The 14,850-nt window shown below is 74.2% G+C and carries 15 protein-coding genes; 8 read left to right on the top strand and 7 right to left on the bottom strand.

The features are described 5' to 3' along the window. The first annotated feature begins 8 nt into the window (after positions 1-8). The 5 genes from ABZ881_RS07105 (at position 9) to ABZ881_RS07085 (ending at position 4,953) form a co-directional block, all read left to right on the top strand. Complete coding sequence (locus ABZ881_RS07105) at positions 9-1,295, top strand: helix-turn-helix domain-containing protein (protein ID WP_358482497.1); 1,287 nt, start codon at positions 9-11, stop codon at positions 1,293-1,295. A gap of 142 nt (positions 1,296-1,437) precedes the next feature. After that, positions 1,438-2,361 carry an ACP S-malonyltransferase gene (locus ABZ881_RS07100; RefSeq protein ID WP_358482496.1) on the top strand — a complete coding sequence of 308 codons (924 nt, stop codon included), beginning with the start codon at positions 1,438-1,440 and terminating at the stop codon, positions 2,359-2,361. Then, a complete protein-coding gene (locus ABZ881_RS07095) occupies positions 2,358-3,347 on the top strand; it encodes a beta-ketoacyl-ACP synthase III (protein WP_358482494.1) in 990 nt (329 codons plus the stop codon). The genes ABZ881_RS07100 and ABZ881_RS07095 overlap by 4 nt, the downstream gene beginning before the upstream one ends. Before the next feature lie 69 nt (positions 3,348-3,416). Next, positions 3,417-3,659 carry an acyl carrier protein gene (locus ABZ881_RS07090; protein ID WP_010231572.1) on the top strand — a complete coding sequence of 81 codons (243 nt, stop codon included), beginning with the start codon at positions 3,417-3,419 and terminating at the stop codon, positions 3,657-3,659. Between the two features lie 46 nt (positions 3,660-3,705). Further along, positions 3,706-4,953 (top strand): beta-ketoacyl-[acyl-carrier-protein] synthase family protein, encoded by a 1,248-nt coding sequence (locus ABZ881_RS07085; protein ID WP_344027559.1) that lies wholly within the window; start codon positions 3,706-3,708, stop codon positions 4,951-4,953. A 67-nt stretch (positions 4,954-5,020) separates the two neighbouring features. Here the strand turns inward: ABZ881_RS07085 and ABZ881_RS07080 are convergent, their stop codons facing one another. From ABZ881_RS07080 to ABZ881_RS07065, 4 genes are all read right to left on the bottom strand, one after another. After that, the gene (locus ABZ881_RS07080; protein ID WP_358482492.1) at positions 5,021-5,566 is read right to left on the bottom strand and encodes a hypothetical protein; all 546 of its coding nucleotides are present in this window, start codon (positions 5,564-5,566) and stop codon (positions 5,021-5,023) included. Positions 5,567-5,612: 46 nt separating this feature from the next. After that, positions 5,613-6,104 carry a DUF3145 domain-containing protein gene (locus ABZ881_RS07075; RefSeq protein ID WP_344027555.1) on the bottom strand — a complete coding sequence of 164 codons (492 nt, stop codon included), beginning with the start codon at positions 6,102-6,104 and terminating at the stop codon, positions 5,613-5,615. A 244-nt stretch (positions 6,105-6,348) separates the two neighbouring features. Beyond that, complete coding sequence (locus ABZ881_RS07070; RefSeq protein WP_358482489.1) at positions 6,349-7,422, bottom strand: MBL fold metallo-hydrolase; 1,074 nt, start codon at positions 7,420-7,422, stop codon at positions 6,349-6,351. A gap of 61 nt (positions 7,423-7,483) precedes the next feature. Continuing rightward, positions 7,484-8,143, bottom strand: coding sequence for a transglutaminase family protein (locus ABZ881_RS07065; protein ID WP_358482488.1), 660 nt, complete (start codon positions 8,141-8,143; stop codon positions 7,484-7,486). 214 nt (positions 8,144-8,357) lie between these two features. On the opposite strand from ABZ881_RS07065, the gene ABZ881_RS07060 reads away from it, so the two are divergent. Then, the gene (locus ABZ881_RS07060; RefSeq protein ID WP_358482486.1) at positions 8,358-8,570 is read left to right on the top strand and encodes a helix-turn-helix domain-containing protein; all 213 of its coding nucleotides are present in this window, start codon (positions 8,358-8,360) and stop codon (positions 8,568-8,570) included. A gap of 10 nt (positions 8,571-8,580) precedes the next feature. After that, the gene (locus ABZ881_RS07055) at positions 8,581-9,333 is read left to right on the top strand and encodes a methyltransferase domain-containing protein (RefSeq protein WP_358482484.1); all 753 of its coding nucleotides are present in this window, start codon (positions 8,581-8,583) and stop codon (positions 9,331-9,333) included. A gap of 23 nt (positions 9,334-9,356) precedes the next feature. Here ABZ881_RS07055 and ABZ881_RS07050 read toward each other — a convergent pair whose 3' ends face one another. Continuing rightward, positions 9,357-9,827: an NUDIX domain-containing protein gene (locus ABZ881_RS07050; RefSeq protein WP_358482482.1), complete on the bottom strand. Its 471-nt coding sequence runs from the start codon at positions 9,825-9,827 to the stop codon at positions 9,357-9,359. A 121-nt stretch (positions 9,828-9,948) separates the two neighbouring features. Between ABZ881_RS07050 and ABZ881_RS07045 the strand changes: the two genes are divergently transcribed. Continuing rightward, entirely contained in the window at positions 9,949-10,944 is a 996-nt protein-coding gene (locus ABZ881_RS07045; RefSeq protein ID WP_358482480.1) for an alpha/beta hydrolase, read from the top strand. A 7-nt stretch (positions 10,945-10,951) separates the two neighbouring features. Here the strand turns inward: ABZ881_RS07045 and ABZ881_RS07040 are convergent, their stop codons facing one another. Next, on the bottom strand, positions 10,952-11,749 hold the full coding sequence (locus tag ABZ881_RS07040; RefSeq protein WP_358482478.1) for a hypothetical protein: 798 nt from the start codon (positions 11,747-11,749) through the stop codon (positions 10,952-10,954). 148 nt (positions 11,750-11,897) lie between these two features. Further along, positions 11,898-14,789, bottom strand: a complete 2,892-nt coding sequence (locus tag ABZ881_RS07035) for a vitamin B12-dependent ribonucleotide reductase (RefSeq protein WP_358482476.1) — start codon at positions 14,787-14,789, stop codon at positions 11,898-11,900. Between the last annotated feature and the right edge of the window lie 61 nt (positions 14,790-14,850).

Below are 14,850 nucleotides of genomic sequence, written 5' to 3'. Positions count from 1 at the left end.
GTCGTGTCATGCTGCCCGACGTGCGCCACCCTCCGATCGCGAGCGCGACGTTGCGCCGCCTGGAACTGGCCTCCGCGCCGCTCGCGGCGGCCTGCCTGGCCGAGATGGAGCGCACCCGTCCCTGGTTCGCCGAGCTGCCCGCCGACCAGCGGGCCGGGGTCGCGCTGGTCACCCAGACCGGCGTCGCGAACTTCGTGTCCTGGCTGCGCGAGCCGGACCGCACCACCCCGCTCACCGCCGAGGCGTTCCGGATCGCGCCGCGCGACCTGGCCCGGCGGATCAGCCTGCGGCAGACCGTGGAGCTGGTCCGGATCGCCGCCGACGTGTTCGAGGAGCACCTGCCCCCGCTCGCCGGGGACGCCACCGAGCAGCACGAGCTGACCGAGGCGGTGCTGCGCTTCGGCCGGGAGATCGCGTTCGCCGCGGCGACCGTCTACGCCGGCGCCGCCGAGTCCCGCGGCGCCTGGGACGCCCGGCTGGAGGCGCTGGTCGTCGACGCGGTGCTGCGCGGCGACGACGACGGTGCGCTCGTCTCCCGGGCCGCGGCCCTCGGCTGGAACCCGGCTGCGCCGGTGCACTGCCTGGTCGGCCGGGTGCCCGGCAGCGGATCGGAGTCCCCGCAGCTGATCGTGGAGCTGCGCAAGCTCGCCGCGCGGCTGCACCACGACGTCCTCGTCGGCGTCCAGGGCCGCAGGCTGGTCGTGCTGCTGCACCCCACCGGCCGGGTCGCGGCCGGCACGACCGCACCGGTGCTCGGCGAGATCGCCGCCCGCTTCGGGCCGGGGCCGGTCGTCGCGGGCGAGCCGAGCGCCGATCTCGCCGGGGCCGGCGCGTCGGTCGCCGAGGCGATCGCCGGGCTGGCCGCCGCGCCCGGCTACCCGGACGCGCCGCGCCCGGTCGCGACCCGCGACCTGCTCCCCGAGCGGGCGCTGTGCGGCGACCCGACGGCCCGGCGGCGGCTCGCCGAGGAGGTCCTCGCCCCGCTGCACGACGCGGGCGGTGAGCTGCTCCGCACGCTCGCCGCGTACCTGGAGGGCGGCGCGAGCCTGGAGGGCTGCGCGCGGGCGCTCTACGTGCACCCGAACACTGTGCGCTACCGGCTGCGCCGGATCGCCGAGCTGGTCGGCCTGTCCCCGACCGATCCGCGCCAGGCGTTCGTGCTGCGCACCGCGCTCGTGGCGGACCGCACCGGCGGAGTCCGGGAGAGCGGGGCCGGCACCGAACCGCTGACCCCGCTCGACGACGCCCGGCCGACCGGGATCGGCTCGGGCACAACAGCCGAGGTGATGTCGTGAACCCTACAAACAGTGACCCGCACGGGAGGGTAACGAGGGCTCGGTCACACTCCCGTATTGGAGGATTCCTCCAACCACGGCGGGCTGAAGTTCGTCGTAACCGATATCCCGCCGCCGACCCCGTGGGGTGTGTGATGTCCCGGTGATCGCCCTGCTCGCGCCCGGCCAGGGGGCCCAGACCCCCGGCATGCTCGCTCCGTGGCTGGCGGACCCCGCCGCCGAGAAGCTCGTCGCCGGCTGGTCCGACGCGGTCGGCCTCGATCTCGTCCGGCTGGGCACCACCGCGGACGCGGCGGAGATCACCGACACCGCGGTCACCCAGCCGCTGATCGTCAGCCTCGGCCTGCTGGCGGCCCGCCGGCTGCGCGAGACGGTGGAGCTGCCCGCGGACACGGTCGTCGCGGGCCACTCGATCGGCGAGCTCACCGCCGCGGCGATCGCCGGGGTGCTCGACGACGACGCCGCGGTCGCTCTGGCCGGGGTGCGTGGCCGGGAGATGGCGGCCGCCTGCGCGGTCGCCCCGACCTCGATGGCCGCCGTGCTCGGCGGCGACCCGGACGTGGTGCTGGCCCGGCTCGCCGAGCTCGGCCTGGACCCGGCCAACCGCAACGGCGCGGGCCAGATCGTCGCGGCCGGTGCGAAGGAGGCGGTCACCGAGCTGGTCGCCGGGCCGCCGGAGGGCGCCCGGGTCAAGGAGCTCCCGGTCGCCGGGGCCTTCCACACCGCGCACATGGAGCCCGCCCGGGCCGCGCTGGCCGAGCACGCGTCGTCGGTGACGGTCGCCGATCCCGGACTGACCCTGCTGTCCAACGCCGACGGCCGTGTCGTCGGCTCCGGGACCGAGGCCCTCGAACGACTGGTCGCCCAGGTGACCCGCCCGGTCCGCTGGGACTCCTGCATGCAGACCCTGGCCGAGCGGTCGGTCGGCGCGACCCTCGAGCTGCCCCCGGGCGCGACGCTGACCGGGCTGGTCAAGCGGGCGGTCAAGGGCACCCCGACGCTCGCCCTGAAGACGCCCGAGCAGCTCGACGCCGCCGCACAACTCATCGAGGAGCACCGGAAGTGACCCGGATCCGCCTGGCCGAGCCGACCGTCGGGGCGCGCGTACTGGGCCTGGGCAGCGCGCAGCCCGAACACGTCGTCACCAACGACGACCTGGCCCGCCGGGTCGAGACCGACGACGCCTGGATCCGCTCGCGGGTCGGCATCGCCGAACGCCGGATCGCCGACGACGCGACCTCGCTGCCGGACCTGGCCGTCGCCGCCGGGCTGGCCGCGCTCAAGGACGCCGGGCTCGACGCGGCCGGGCCGGGCGCGGTGATCGTCGCCACCTGCACGATGCCCAACCCGATCCCGAACGCCGCCGCCCAGGTCGCCACCCGGCTCGGCGCGAACGGGGTCCCCGCGTTCGACCTGAACGCGGCCTGCGCCGGCTTCTCCTACGCGCTCGGTGTCGCCGCGGACATGGTCCGCGGCGGCAGCGTGCCGAACGTGCTGGTGATCGGCGCCGAGAAGCTCTCCGACTGGATGGACTGGGACGACCGCTCGACCAGCATCATCTTCGCCGACGGCGCGGGTGCCGCGCTGGTCGGGCCGGCGACCGCGCAGGACGGCATCGGGATCGGGCCGGTCGCCTGGGGCAGCTCCGGGGACCAGGCGTCGGCGATCCGGATCCTCGGCGAGTCGACGAACAAGCTGCACCAGGAGGGCCAGGCGGTGTTCCGCTGGGCCACCACCGCGGTGGCGCCGGTCGCACTGGACGCGATCGAGCGGGCCGGGCTGGCCCCCGCCGACATCGACGTGCTGATCCCGCACCAGGCCAACCTGCGGATCGTCGAGGCGATCGCCCGCAAGCTGCGCTCCAAGGGCGCCCGGGACGATCTCGTCGTCGCCGACGACATCGTGCACTCCGGCAACACCTCGTCCGCGTCCATCCCGCTGGCGCTGGACCACATGCGCAGTGCCGGCCGGGTACGGTCCGGCGACGTACTGCTGCTCGTAGGCTTCGGCGCAGGACTGTCCTACGCCGGACAGGTCGTCGTCTGTCCGTGAGACGGTCGGCCCTGGCACACCGCACCACCCCGTACGACCGACCCCCCACCCATCGGAGGAGAACCGAACGTGGCTGACAACGCTGAGATCCTGTCCGGGCTTGCCGAGATCGTCGAGGAGGTCGCCGGCATCGACACCGCCGAGGTGACCCCCGAGAAGTCGTTCGTCGACGACCTGGACATCGACTCGCTGTCCATGGTGGAGATCGCCGTGCAGGCCGAGGACAAGTTCGGCGCGAAGATCCCGGACGACCAGCTGGCCGAGCTGAAGACCGTCGGCGACGCCGTCGACTTCATCGCCAAGCACCAGTGAGCCGAACCGGCGAGCGCTGTCGTCTCGTCGGGGAAAAGGAGACGTCATGACCGACGGAGTGGTCGTCACCGGTTTCGGGGCCACCACCCCGCTCGGCGGGGACGCCGCCTCCACCTGGGAGGCACTGCTCGCCGGGAAGTCCGGCGTGAGCACCGTCGAGGCGGAGTGGACCGAACGCTTCGACCTCCCGGTGCAGATCGCGGCCCAGCTCGCGGTCGAGCCCACCGAGGTCATCCCGCGGGTGCAGGCCCGCCGGATGGACCGGTGCGAGCAGGTCGCGATGGTCGCCGCCAAGGAGGCCTGGGCGCACTCCGGTCTCGGCGCGGTCCCCGGCGAGGACGGCGCGGCCGTCGAGGCCGAGCGGCTCGCCGTCGTGATCGGGGCCGGCATCGGCGGGGCGCCGACCCTGCTCGCGCAGGACGACCTGCTCGAGGAGCACGGCCTGCGCAAGGTCTCGCCGCTGACGGTGCCGATGCTGATGCCCAACGGGCCGGCCGCGATGGTCAGCCTGGAGTACAAGGCCAAGGGCGGGGTGCACTCCCCCGCGTCGGCGTGCGCGACCGGCGCCGAGGCGCTCGCCTGGGCCTACCGGCTGCTGCAGGCCGGCGAGGTCGACGTGGTTCTGGCCGGCGGCGCCGAGTCCTGCATCGTGCCGATCACCGTGGCCGGGTTCGTGCAGGCCAGGACCCTGTCCACCCGCAACGACGACCCGGAGCGCGCCTCCCGGCCGTTCGACACCGGGCGCGACGGGTTCGTCCTCGGCGAGGGCGCCGGCGTGCTGGTGCTCGAGCGGGAGGAGTTCGCGCGGGCCCGCGGGGCGACCGTGCACGGCAGGCTCGCCGGGATCGGGATGACCTCGGACGCCTACCACATCACCGGGCCCGACCCGGAGGGCGAGGGCCAGGTCCGCGCCATGCGGAAGGCCGTCGCGAGCGCCGGGCTGGAGGTCTCCGACGTCACCCACGTCAACTGCCACGCCACCTCCACGGTGGTCGGCGACGTCGGCGAGTCGGTGGCCGTGCGCAAGGCGCTCGGCGACCACCCGGTTCTCACCGCGCCCAAGTCGGCGCTCGGGCACCTGGTCGGCGGGGCCGGTGCGGTGGAGGGGATCGTCGCGCTGCTGTCGGTGCGCGACGACGTCATCCCGGCCACCCTGAACCTCGAGGACAAGGACCCGAAGGTCGAGCTCGACGTGGTCGCCGGGGAGCCCCGGAAGGTCACCGTCGACGCGGCCCTGAACAACTCGTTCGGGTTCGGCGGGCACAACGCCTCGCTGCTGTTCACGAAGGTCTGACCCGCGGTCACGTCCACGGCGGCGGTCCCGGACCCCGGGACCGCCGCCGTCGTCGTTGCGGGCGCGCTCAGCAGGGGGCGCCGAGCACGCCGCCCGCGTCACCGACCAGCATCCGCGGTGGCGACCCGGCCATCGGGTACGCGGCCTGCCAGCAGATCCGGCCGACCTGCAGCCCCGGCGGCCCGTCGGACGGGTCCTGGACGCTGACGAAGCGCACCAGCGCGACCACCCCGCCACCCGGCGCCGGATCGATCCGGTCCACCCGGATGGTGCCGTCGATCGTCGAGCCGACGCCGTCCAGCCACACCTCGCGCGGCTGCTGCTCGGCGCGTTCCGGGCTGACCACCCGCGCCCACGTCTCGTGATCGCGGCCGTTGACCGCGTCGAAGTAGAGCTGGACCCGTTCGAGCACCAGCCGGGCCGCCGGATGGCCGGCCGCGCCGGCGCTGATCGTCACGGTCCCGTCGCCGGCGCCGTCCTGCGGGAGGGATGGCGGAGCCGCCCCGGGGGCGACGCCACGCGGCGCGGCACCGGCCGCGGTCCACGCCGTCCCACCGATCGCGACCAGCGCGACCACCATCCCGGCGGCGACCGCCGCCGCCCGGGCGCTCATCCCTGCCTCCTGCACACATCGGACAGTGTGCCGGGGCCGGGTGCGGTCAGCCGACCCGGTGGTTCAGCCAGGTCACCGCGGCGCCGTCGCCGGCGAAGCGGAAGGACTCGAGCTCGTCGTCCCAGGCCGTGCCGAGCAGCTGGTCCAGCCGCCGGGACAGGCCCGAGCCGCCGTTCTCCGCCATCACCGCCCGGAGCTGGTCCTCGGGCAGCACGACGTCACCGTTCGCACTGGTGCGCCCGTGCCACATGCCCAGGCCCGGCACGTGCATGAACCGCTCGCCGTCCATGCCCGGGCTCGGTTCCTCGGTCACCTCGAACCGCAGCATCGACCAGGCCCGCAACGCGCTCGCGAGCGCGGACCCGCTCCCGGCCGGACCGCTCCACGAGCACTCGGCCCGCATCTGCCCGGACGCGACCGGCTGCGCGGACCACTCGAGAGAGACCCGCGTTCCGAGAACGCCCGAGAGCGCCCACTCGACGTGCGGACAGACCGCAGTCGGCGACGAGTGGACGAACACCACTCCGCGTGTGCTCACTGCCAACCTCCGCTGTCGTCGACGAGGATCGTCTTCCCCTACGTCCTCGGGACTCTGCGGTGTGTGGCGCGGCGACCGTGCGCTGGTGCCGGGTGCTGGTTCGTGTGCTGCGTGGGGCTCGGGGAGACCTCCGTTGCGGGTGGGGAATCCGGTGGTGTCACTGTGCCGTATTCCGGCCCCGGCGGCCACCCCGACACGTCCACCGGGTGAACGACCACCGGCGTGTCGCGGCCCGCCGCGCGGATCAGGCGGTGTAGGTGGCGAGCGGCGCGCAGGTCCCCGGGTCGGCGGCCTCGGTGCGGGTGAGCTCGCCCAGATCGGCGAGCACGTCGAGGTGCGCCACCGTCTCCAGCACGGCCAGCATCCGGTTGAACAGGTTCATGTCGTCGAACCGGTGCTCGCGGCGGGTCCAGCGCAGCACCCGGGCCACCTCCCAGGCGGTCGGGTTGCCGGCGGCGACCGCGTCCCGGCACTGCACGAGCCGGACGTCGTGGTGCGCCAGGAGCTCCTCGACGCGGGCGTGCACCCGGCCGCCGACCGGCCCGTGCGCGGGCAGCAGATCGGCGTCCGGCCGGGCCCGGACCAACCGCAGCGAGTCCAGGAACTGGCCGAGCGGGCTCGCCACCGGCGCCGGCTGCAGCCCGATCGACGGGGTGATCCGGGGCAGCACGTGGTCACCGGCGAACAGCAGCTCGTGCGCGTCGTCGGCGAACACCAGATGGCCGCGGGTGTGCCCGGGGGTCTCGACGGCGGTGAGCGACCGGACGTCCGCCTGCTCCCCCAGCGTGATCACCGCCCGGTCGGCGATCCACTCGTCCGGCGCCTGCCACTCCTCCGGCTCCGGCCGGGGCCACGGGCCGCTGCGGCCGATCTCCTCGACCAGCGCCGCCGCGCCGCAGCGCAGCAGCCGGGTCCGGTCGGGTTCCCGGGCCGGGCGGGCCGGATCGGCGACGACGTCCAGGTTCGGCTTCTCCCCGGCACCGAGCAGCACCCGGGTGCCGTACTCGCGGCGCAGCACCGACGCCAGCGTGTAGTGGTCGCGATGGGCGTGGGTGATGAGGAACCGGCGGACGTCGCCCAGCCCGGATCCGAGCGCGGCGAGCGACTTCTCCAGCAGGTCCCGGGCCTCGTCGATGGCCCATCCGGAGTCGACCATGGTCCAGCCGCCGGCGTCGGCGACCGCGTAGACGTTCACCGCCCGCAGGCCGTCGTTGGGCAGCGGCAGCGGGATCCGGTAGACGCCCGGGGCGCTGCGGAACACCCCCGCCGCCGTCCAGTCGCCGCTCGGATCGTCGTCGGTCACGGTCGGGAGGCTCACCCACAGCACGATAGATCGTGTGCAGTGCTATCGGGCTCGCCGGGCCGCCGGGTCCGGCGGGCTACCGGGTGAAGGCGTCCCGGCCGGTCGACGGCGCCGCGAACATCGACTCGCCGTAGAGCTCCCGGAAGGTGGCGAGCACGTCGTCCAGCGGGAGATCGTGGAAGGTGCCGCGGTCGTGCTCATAGCTCATGTAGCGCGCACCGGATCCGTCGAACTCGTGCATCAGCGCGTCCGCCGTCCCGTCGAACGCGATCGGCTCGACGCCGAACCGGGCGCACAGCTCGGCGTTGAACGCGGGCGTCGCCTTGACCCACCGGCCGTCCAGCCACAGCGCGCTGTAGCCGTGCCAGGCGAACAGGTCGGCGCCGCCCATCCGGGCCCGCAGTCGCGGGGTGTTGAGATGGTTGCGGACGTCGGCGAACCCGAGCCGGGCCGGGATCCCGGCCGCGCGGGCGGCGGCGGTGAGCAGCACCGCCTTCGGCACGCACCAGGCCGCCGTCCGCTCGGCGACCCGGCTCGCCCGGTAGTCGCCGGGATCGGTGACCACCCCGAACGGGTCGTACCAGATGCCGTCGCGGACGGCATCGAACAGAGCCACCGCCCGCTCGACGGGATCGCCGCGGCCCACCGTGACCCGCTCGGCGAACGCGCGCACGGCGGGCGCGTCGGAATCGGTGAACCAGCCTGGCTCCAGGTCGGACCCGGTCGGTACGGACATGTCGCCCTCCTTCGACGTGACCTCGTCTCGCACACCCGAGGATCACCATACGTGCACCTTTGGTGACACAGCGCCGATATCGCTCGCCGAGTACACCCGAGGGTGGGACATGCCCGCACCCGGAGGAGGTCGGAATCCGCGCTACCGTCCCTGCGTTCGGTGATCACGATGGTCGGGGCCCTGTGCGGTGCCCGATCCGGGGAGGGGCGCAACGATGGGGGCAGGGATCCCGGAGCAACGGTCCGGGCGGGACGCGCCGTTCCTCACCGTGGCCGAGGTGGCCGAGCGGATGCGGGTGTCGCGGATGACGGTGTACCGGCTGGTGCACTCGGGGGAGCTGCCGGCGGTCCGGTTCGGCCGCTCGTTCCGGGTGCCACCGGAGTCGGTCGAGTCGTTGATCGAGTCCGCCCGCTACACGGGGAGCTGAGGCGGGCCCGATGGTGCCGACCGACGCCGCGAGCGCACGGCTGGTGGCCGGCACCTACGACACGGCGGAGGCGGGCGCCGAGCGCGCCCGGACGCTCGCCCTGCTGGCCGCGCGGCCGGGCGAGCGGGTGCTGGTGATCGGGAGCGGCCCCGGGCAGCTCCTCGCCGAGCTGGCCGACGCGGTCGGGCCCGGTGTGCACGGAATCGACCCGGATCCGGTGATGGTCACCCTGGCCCGGCGCCGCTGCCGCGCCCGTGCGGTCGTCGAGCAGCGGGCGCTCGGCGGGCCCGGCTCGCTGCCGGACGGACCGTTCGACGCCGTCGCCTGCCTGCAGGTGCTGGAGTTCCTGCCCGATCCCGGTCCGGCCCCGGCCGAGCTGCACCGGGTGCTGCGCCCGGGCGGGCGGCTGCTCGTGCTCGACACCGACTGGACGTCGCTGCACTGGCCCGGCCCCGGCCAGGACCGGCACCGCCGGATCCGGGACGCGTGGTGCACCACGGTGCCGCGGCCGCGGTTGCCGCACGAGCTGGGGCCGATGCTGCGCGCCGCCGGGTTCACCGGCGAGTGGTCCGAGCGGGCGCCGATGCGCGGGCCGGCGTCGAACGGCTACGGGCTCGCGCTGCGCGAGATGGTGGCCGCGGCGGCGCCCGGCCGGTGCGGGCTGAGCCGGGCCGAGGTGGACGCCTGGGGGTCCGGCGTCGCGGCCTGCGGGGACGAGCCGTTCTCGGTGGACCGGTGGTTCCTCGGCGCGACCAGGCGGTGAACCGGGCACCGGGCCGGGGTGCGTCAGCCGAAGCCGTGGCTGCGGATCGCGGCCGGGCCGCCGTCGCGCAGCGCCTCCAGGACGGCCCGCTCGTGCGGCACCGTCGCCGCCGGGAGCGCGGTCAGCAGGAACCAGTCCAGCCCGGCCGTCTTCCCGGCCTCGGCCGCCCGCGGTTCGCCCGTCCAGCGGCGGCAGGTGAAGAAGAAGTCGACCCGCTCGTCGATCGGCCGGCCGTTGCCGTGGGTGCGGTGGACCGCGGTCAGCGGGACCAGGTCGTCCCGGGCGATCGTCAGGCTGAGCTCCTCGCGGGCCTCGCGGACGGCGGCGGCCGGCGGGTCCTCCCCCTGCTCGACGTGCCCGGCCGCGGCGGCCGCCCAGTGGCCGTCCATGTAGCCGGTGTTCGCGCGCAGCTGCAGCAGCACCTCGGTGCGATCGCCGGTGCCGCGCAGCAGCAGCACGTAGGACGCGGGGACCACCTGGTAACGATCGGTCACCACCCGACCCTAGGCCGTGCCGGGGCGCGGGCGGTCGCCCGGTGCGGTGTTCCCGGTGCACTCCCGGTGCGCGATCCGTCGGTGCAACACCGGGGTAACGCGGCGGCACTACCGTCGCCGGATGGCGGTCCACACCTCCCGGCGGGTCCGGGTCGACGACCGGCTGGGCGTCGTGCCGCCGCGGGGCTCGGAGCTGCGGTTCCGGACCGTGCACGGATACCGGCGGGCGTTCCGGGTCGCCGGGTCCGGCCCGGCGGTGGTGCTGGTGCACGGCATCGGTGACAGCTCCGCGACCTGGGAGGCCGTGCTGCCCGCGCTCGCGCGCAAGCACCTGGTGATCGCGCCCGACCTGCTCGGGCACGGCAACTCGGAGAAGCCGCGGGCCGACTACTCGGTGGCCGCCTACGCCAATGGCGTCCGCGACCTGCTCGGCGTGCTGGGCGTGCAGCGGGCCACCCTGGTCGGGCACTCGCTGGGTGGCGGCGTCGCCATGCAGTTCGCCTACCAGTTCCCGGAGCGGACCGAACGGCTCGTGCTCGTCGGCACCGGCGGGGCCGGTCCGGACGTGACGCCGCTGCTGCGCGCGGTGAGCATGCCCGGCGCGCAGGCCCTGCTCGCCGCGCTGCAGCTGCCGCCGCTGCGCTGGCAGGCCGGTCTGGTGATCGACGCGCTGCGGCTGCTCGGCACCGATCTCGGCCGCGACGCCGACGACCTGATCCGGGTGATCGACGCGCTGCCCGACGCCACCGCCCGGGCGGCGTTCATCCGGACCCTGCGCGCCGTCGTCGACTGGCGCGGCCAGATCGTGACGATGCTCGACCGCTGCTACCTCACCCGCGGGATGCCGACGCTGCTCGTGTGGGGCGAGCGGGACGCGGTGGTACCCGTCGAGCACGCCTACACCGCGCACCGGGCGATGCCGGGGAGCCGGTTGGAGATCTTCGACGACACCGGGCACTTCCCGTTCCACTCCGATCCGGCCCGCTTCGTCGGCCTGCTGGAGGAGTTCCTCGCCTCGACCGAACCGGCCCGCTGGAGTGCCGAGCAGTGGCGCCAGCTGCTGCGCTGCCCGCCCGCCGCGACCGGGACCCGGCCGGGGCCGGTCTCGGCGACCTGACCGGCGCTCACCCGAGCACGCCCAGCCACTGCGCGGCGCAGTCCGGGCAGATCCCGGTCGTCGGGTCGGTGCGGTGCACCTGGCGCAGGCAGACCACGCAGTGCGCGAGCCGGCGGCGGGCCCGGCGGACCAGCCCGTCCCGGATCTCGCGGACCAGCAGCATCGCCTCGCTCTCCGGGTCGGCGCAGTCCTCGATCGCCGCGATCTCCTGCAGGTCGGCCGGCTCGAGCGCACCGGTGGGCGGTCCCGGCTCGGGGCGGGCGAGCAGCGGCGGTCCGTGCGGCGCGATGCCGAGCATCAGCTGCGCGGGCTCCCCCGCCAGGAACCACTCGACTGGCTCCGGCCCGGCCCCGGGCGGGGTCAGGCCCGCGGCGCGCAGGTCGGTGTCGGTCCAGCCGCCGGCGCGCAGCTCGGCGGGGCTGAGCCCGAAGTGCCGCAGGCCCTCCGCCGGGAGGCCCAGCTCGCCCAGCTCGGACGGGGACGGGACGCCGACGTACATCCGGCCGCGGCCGTCCGCTCCCGGGCCGGCCCCGAGGGCCGGACCGGTGCCCGGTGCCGAACCGGTGCCCGGTGCCGGACCGGCGCCGGGACGGGGGTCGCCACCGGCGTCGGTTCCGGGGGCGGCGGGGCCACGGCCCGGATCGGGGACGGGTACTCCGGTTCCGCCGGTCCCACCATCGGCCGGGCCGCCGCCGGTCGCGCGGCGCCAGGGGGCACCGAGGACCAGGGCGAGGATCCTCGGGTCGGTCCGCAGCCGCTCGGCGAGCTCCGCCGTCCGGTCGGTCCGGTCGGTCAGGTCGGGCACGGCCACCCCCTCCTCGCTCGCTCACGTCCGTTCCGGCGGCCGGGGCCGATGACCGGCCGGGCGCCGGTGGACGTCACCGATGCCGCCGCCCGGACCGGGACGCACCGCCGGGCGGCACCGGAGTCCGGTACCGCCCGCGGGTGGAACGTCAGCTGCAACCGCTGGTGGAGCCGCAGCCCTCGCAGAGGTAGCAGGATCCGGCGGGCCGCATCTTCGTCCCGCAGGTCATGCACAGCGGGGCGTCGGCGGCCTTGCCCAGCCGCAGCTCGAGCAGCTCGGTCGAGCTACCGACCTCGACCGGGGCCGGTTCGACGGCCGGGTCCTTCTTCTCGGTGGTGGTGGGCACCGACGAGCGGAACTCGTCGAGGTCCAGGTTCTCCCCCGAGCCGTACTCGTTCTCGACCTGGGCCGACCGCTCGTCCGAGGAGAAGATGCCCAGCTGGGCTCGCTTCTCGTAGGGCAGGTGGTCCAGCGCGAGCCGGCGGAACAGGTAGTCCAGCACCGAGGTGGCGATCCGGACGTCCGGGTCGTCGGTCATGCCGGCCGGCTCGAAGCGCAGGTTGGAGAACTTCGAGACGTAGAACTCCAGCGGGATGCCGTACTGCAGGCCGACCGAGATCGACATGGAGAACGCGTCCATCACGCCGGCCAGGGTGGAGCCCTGCTTGCCGAGCTTGACGAAGATCTCGCCGAGCCCGTCGTCGGGGTAGCTGCCCGCGGTGAGGTAGCCCTCGGCGCCGCCGACGGTGAACGACACCGTCTCGCTCGGGCGCTTCTTGGGCAGCCGCTTGCGGATCGGCCGCTGCTCGACGACGACCGTCGGCGCCGACTCGGCCTCCGCGGACTTCTCGCCCGAGCTGCCCTTGCCCGCCGACAGCGGCTGCCCGACCTTGCAGTTGTCCCGGTAGATGGCGAGGGCCTTGAGGCCGAGCCGCCAGCCCTCGAGGTAGATCCGCTCGACGTCCTCCACGGTGGCCCGCTCGGGCATGTTCACCGTCTTGGAGATCGCGCCGGACAGGAACGGCTGCGCGGCCGCCATCATCCGTACGTGCCCCATCGGGGCGATCGACCGCTCCCCCATGGCACAGTCGAACACCTCGTAGTGCTCGGGCTTCATGCCCGGCGCGTCGATGACGTGGCCGTGCTCGGCGACGTACTCGACGATGGCCTCGGCCTGCTCGGCCTGGTAGCCGAGGTTGTCCAGGGCCCGGCGCACGGTCTGGTTGACGATCTGCATGGAGCCGCCGCCGACCAGCTTCTTGAACTTGACCAGCGCCAGGTCCGGCTCGATACCGGTCGTGTCGCAGTCCATCATCAGGCCGATCGTGCCGGTCGGGGCCAGCACGGACGCCTGCGCGTTGCGCCAGCCGTTCGCCTCGCCGATCTCCTGGCACTTCTTCCAGGTCTGCGACGCGAGCTGCTGGACCGGGTTGGACGCCGGGAAGCTGCGGATGCCGTCGTTCGCCGCGGCGTGCTTGCGGATCACCCGCTGGTGGGCCTCGGCGTTGCGGGCGTAGCCGTCGTAGGGGCCGACGACCCCGGCGAGCTCGGCGGAGCGCTTGTAGGCGGCGCCGGTCATCAGCGAGGTGATCGCCCCGGCCAGCGCCCGGCCACCCTCGGAGTCGTAGGCGTGCCCGGTCGCCATGAGCAGCGCGCCCAGGTTCGCGTAGCCGATGCCGAGCTGCCGGAAGCGCCGCGTGGTGTCGGCGATCGGGTCGGTCGGGAAGTCCGCGAAGCAGATGGAGATGTCCATCGCGGTGATGATCAGCTCGACGGCCTTGGCGAAGGTCTCGGCGTCGAACCGGTCGTCGGCGTCGAGGAACTTGAGCAGGTTCAGCGACGCGAGGTTGCAGCTGGAGTTGTCCAGGTGCATGTACTCCGAGCACGGGTTCGACGCGGTGATCCGCCCCGACTCCGGCGTGGTGTGCCAGTCGTTGATCGTGCCGTCGTACTGGATGCCGGGGTCGGCGCAGTTCCAGGCGGCCTCGGCGATGCCGCGGAAGAGCTTCCGGGCGTCGGTGCGGTCGATGATCTCGCCGGTCATCCGGGCGCGGAGGCCGAAGTCGGTGCCCTCCTCGACCGCACGCATGAACTCGTCGGTCACCCGGACCGAGTTGTTCGCGTTCTGGTACTGCACCGATGTGATGTCGGAGCCGCCCAGGTCCATGTCGAATCCGGCGTCGCGCAGCACCCGGACCTTGGCCTCCTCCTTGGCCTTGGTCTCGACGAACTCCTCGATGTCGGGGTGGTCGACGTCGAGCACGACCATCTTCGCCGCCCGGCGGGTCGCGCCGCCCGACTTGATGGTGCCGGCGGAGGCGTCCGCGCCGCGCATGAAGGAGACCGGGCCGGACGCGGTGCCACCGGAGGACAGCAGCTCACGCGACGAGCGGATCCGGGACAGGTTGAGCCCGGCGCCGGAGCCGCCCTTGAAGATCAGGCCCTCCTCCCGGTACCAGTTCAGGATCGACTCCATGGTGTCGTCGACCGAGAGGATGAAGCAGGCGCTGACCTGCTGCGGGCTGGCGGTGCCCACGTTGAACCAGACCGGCGAGTTGAAGCTGAACACCTGGTGCAGCAGCATCCAGGTCAGCTCGTGGTCGAAGATCTCGGCCTCGGCCTCGGTGGCGAAGTAGCCGTGCTCGACGCCGGCCCGCCGGTAGGTGCCGACCACCCGGTCGATGAGCTGGCGCAGGCTCGACTCGCGGGTCTCGCTGCCGACGGCGCCACGGAAGTACTTGCTGGTGACGATGTTGGTGGCGTTCACCGACCAGGCCCGCGGGAACTCGACGCCGCGCTGCTCGAAGTTCACCGTGCCGTCCCGCCAGTTCGTCATGACGACGTCCCGGCGCTCCCACTCGACCTGCTCGTACGGGTGCACACCCTCGGTCGTGAAGACCCGCTGCACGGGCAGCCCGGCGCGCTGCCTGGCGCCCGCCTTCCCGCGGCCGCGCGCCTTCGCGGGCGCGTCGCCGTTCTGGGCCGTGCTCTGGGTCGTGCTCCCGGTGCCTGTCGCCGGGCCCCCGACGGTCTCGGTCATGAACTGCCTCCGCATCCGACGTTCCTCTCCCGCGCGCTGGGGTGCGCGGGCACCCGAGGCG

Origin of the sequence: Pseudonocardia sp. NPDC046786 (assembly GCF_040645415.1) — a bacterium.
In the GTDB taxonomy this organism is placed as follows: domain Bacteria; phylum Actinomycetota; class Actinomycetes; order Mycobacteriales; family Pseudonocardiaceae; genus Pseudonocardia; species Pseudonocardia kongjuensis.
The sequence above is the reverse complement of the archived record's forward strand: the minus strand, read 5'-3'. Positions and strand labels throughout refer to the sequence as shown.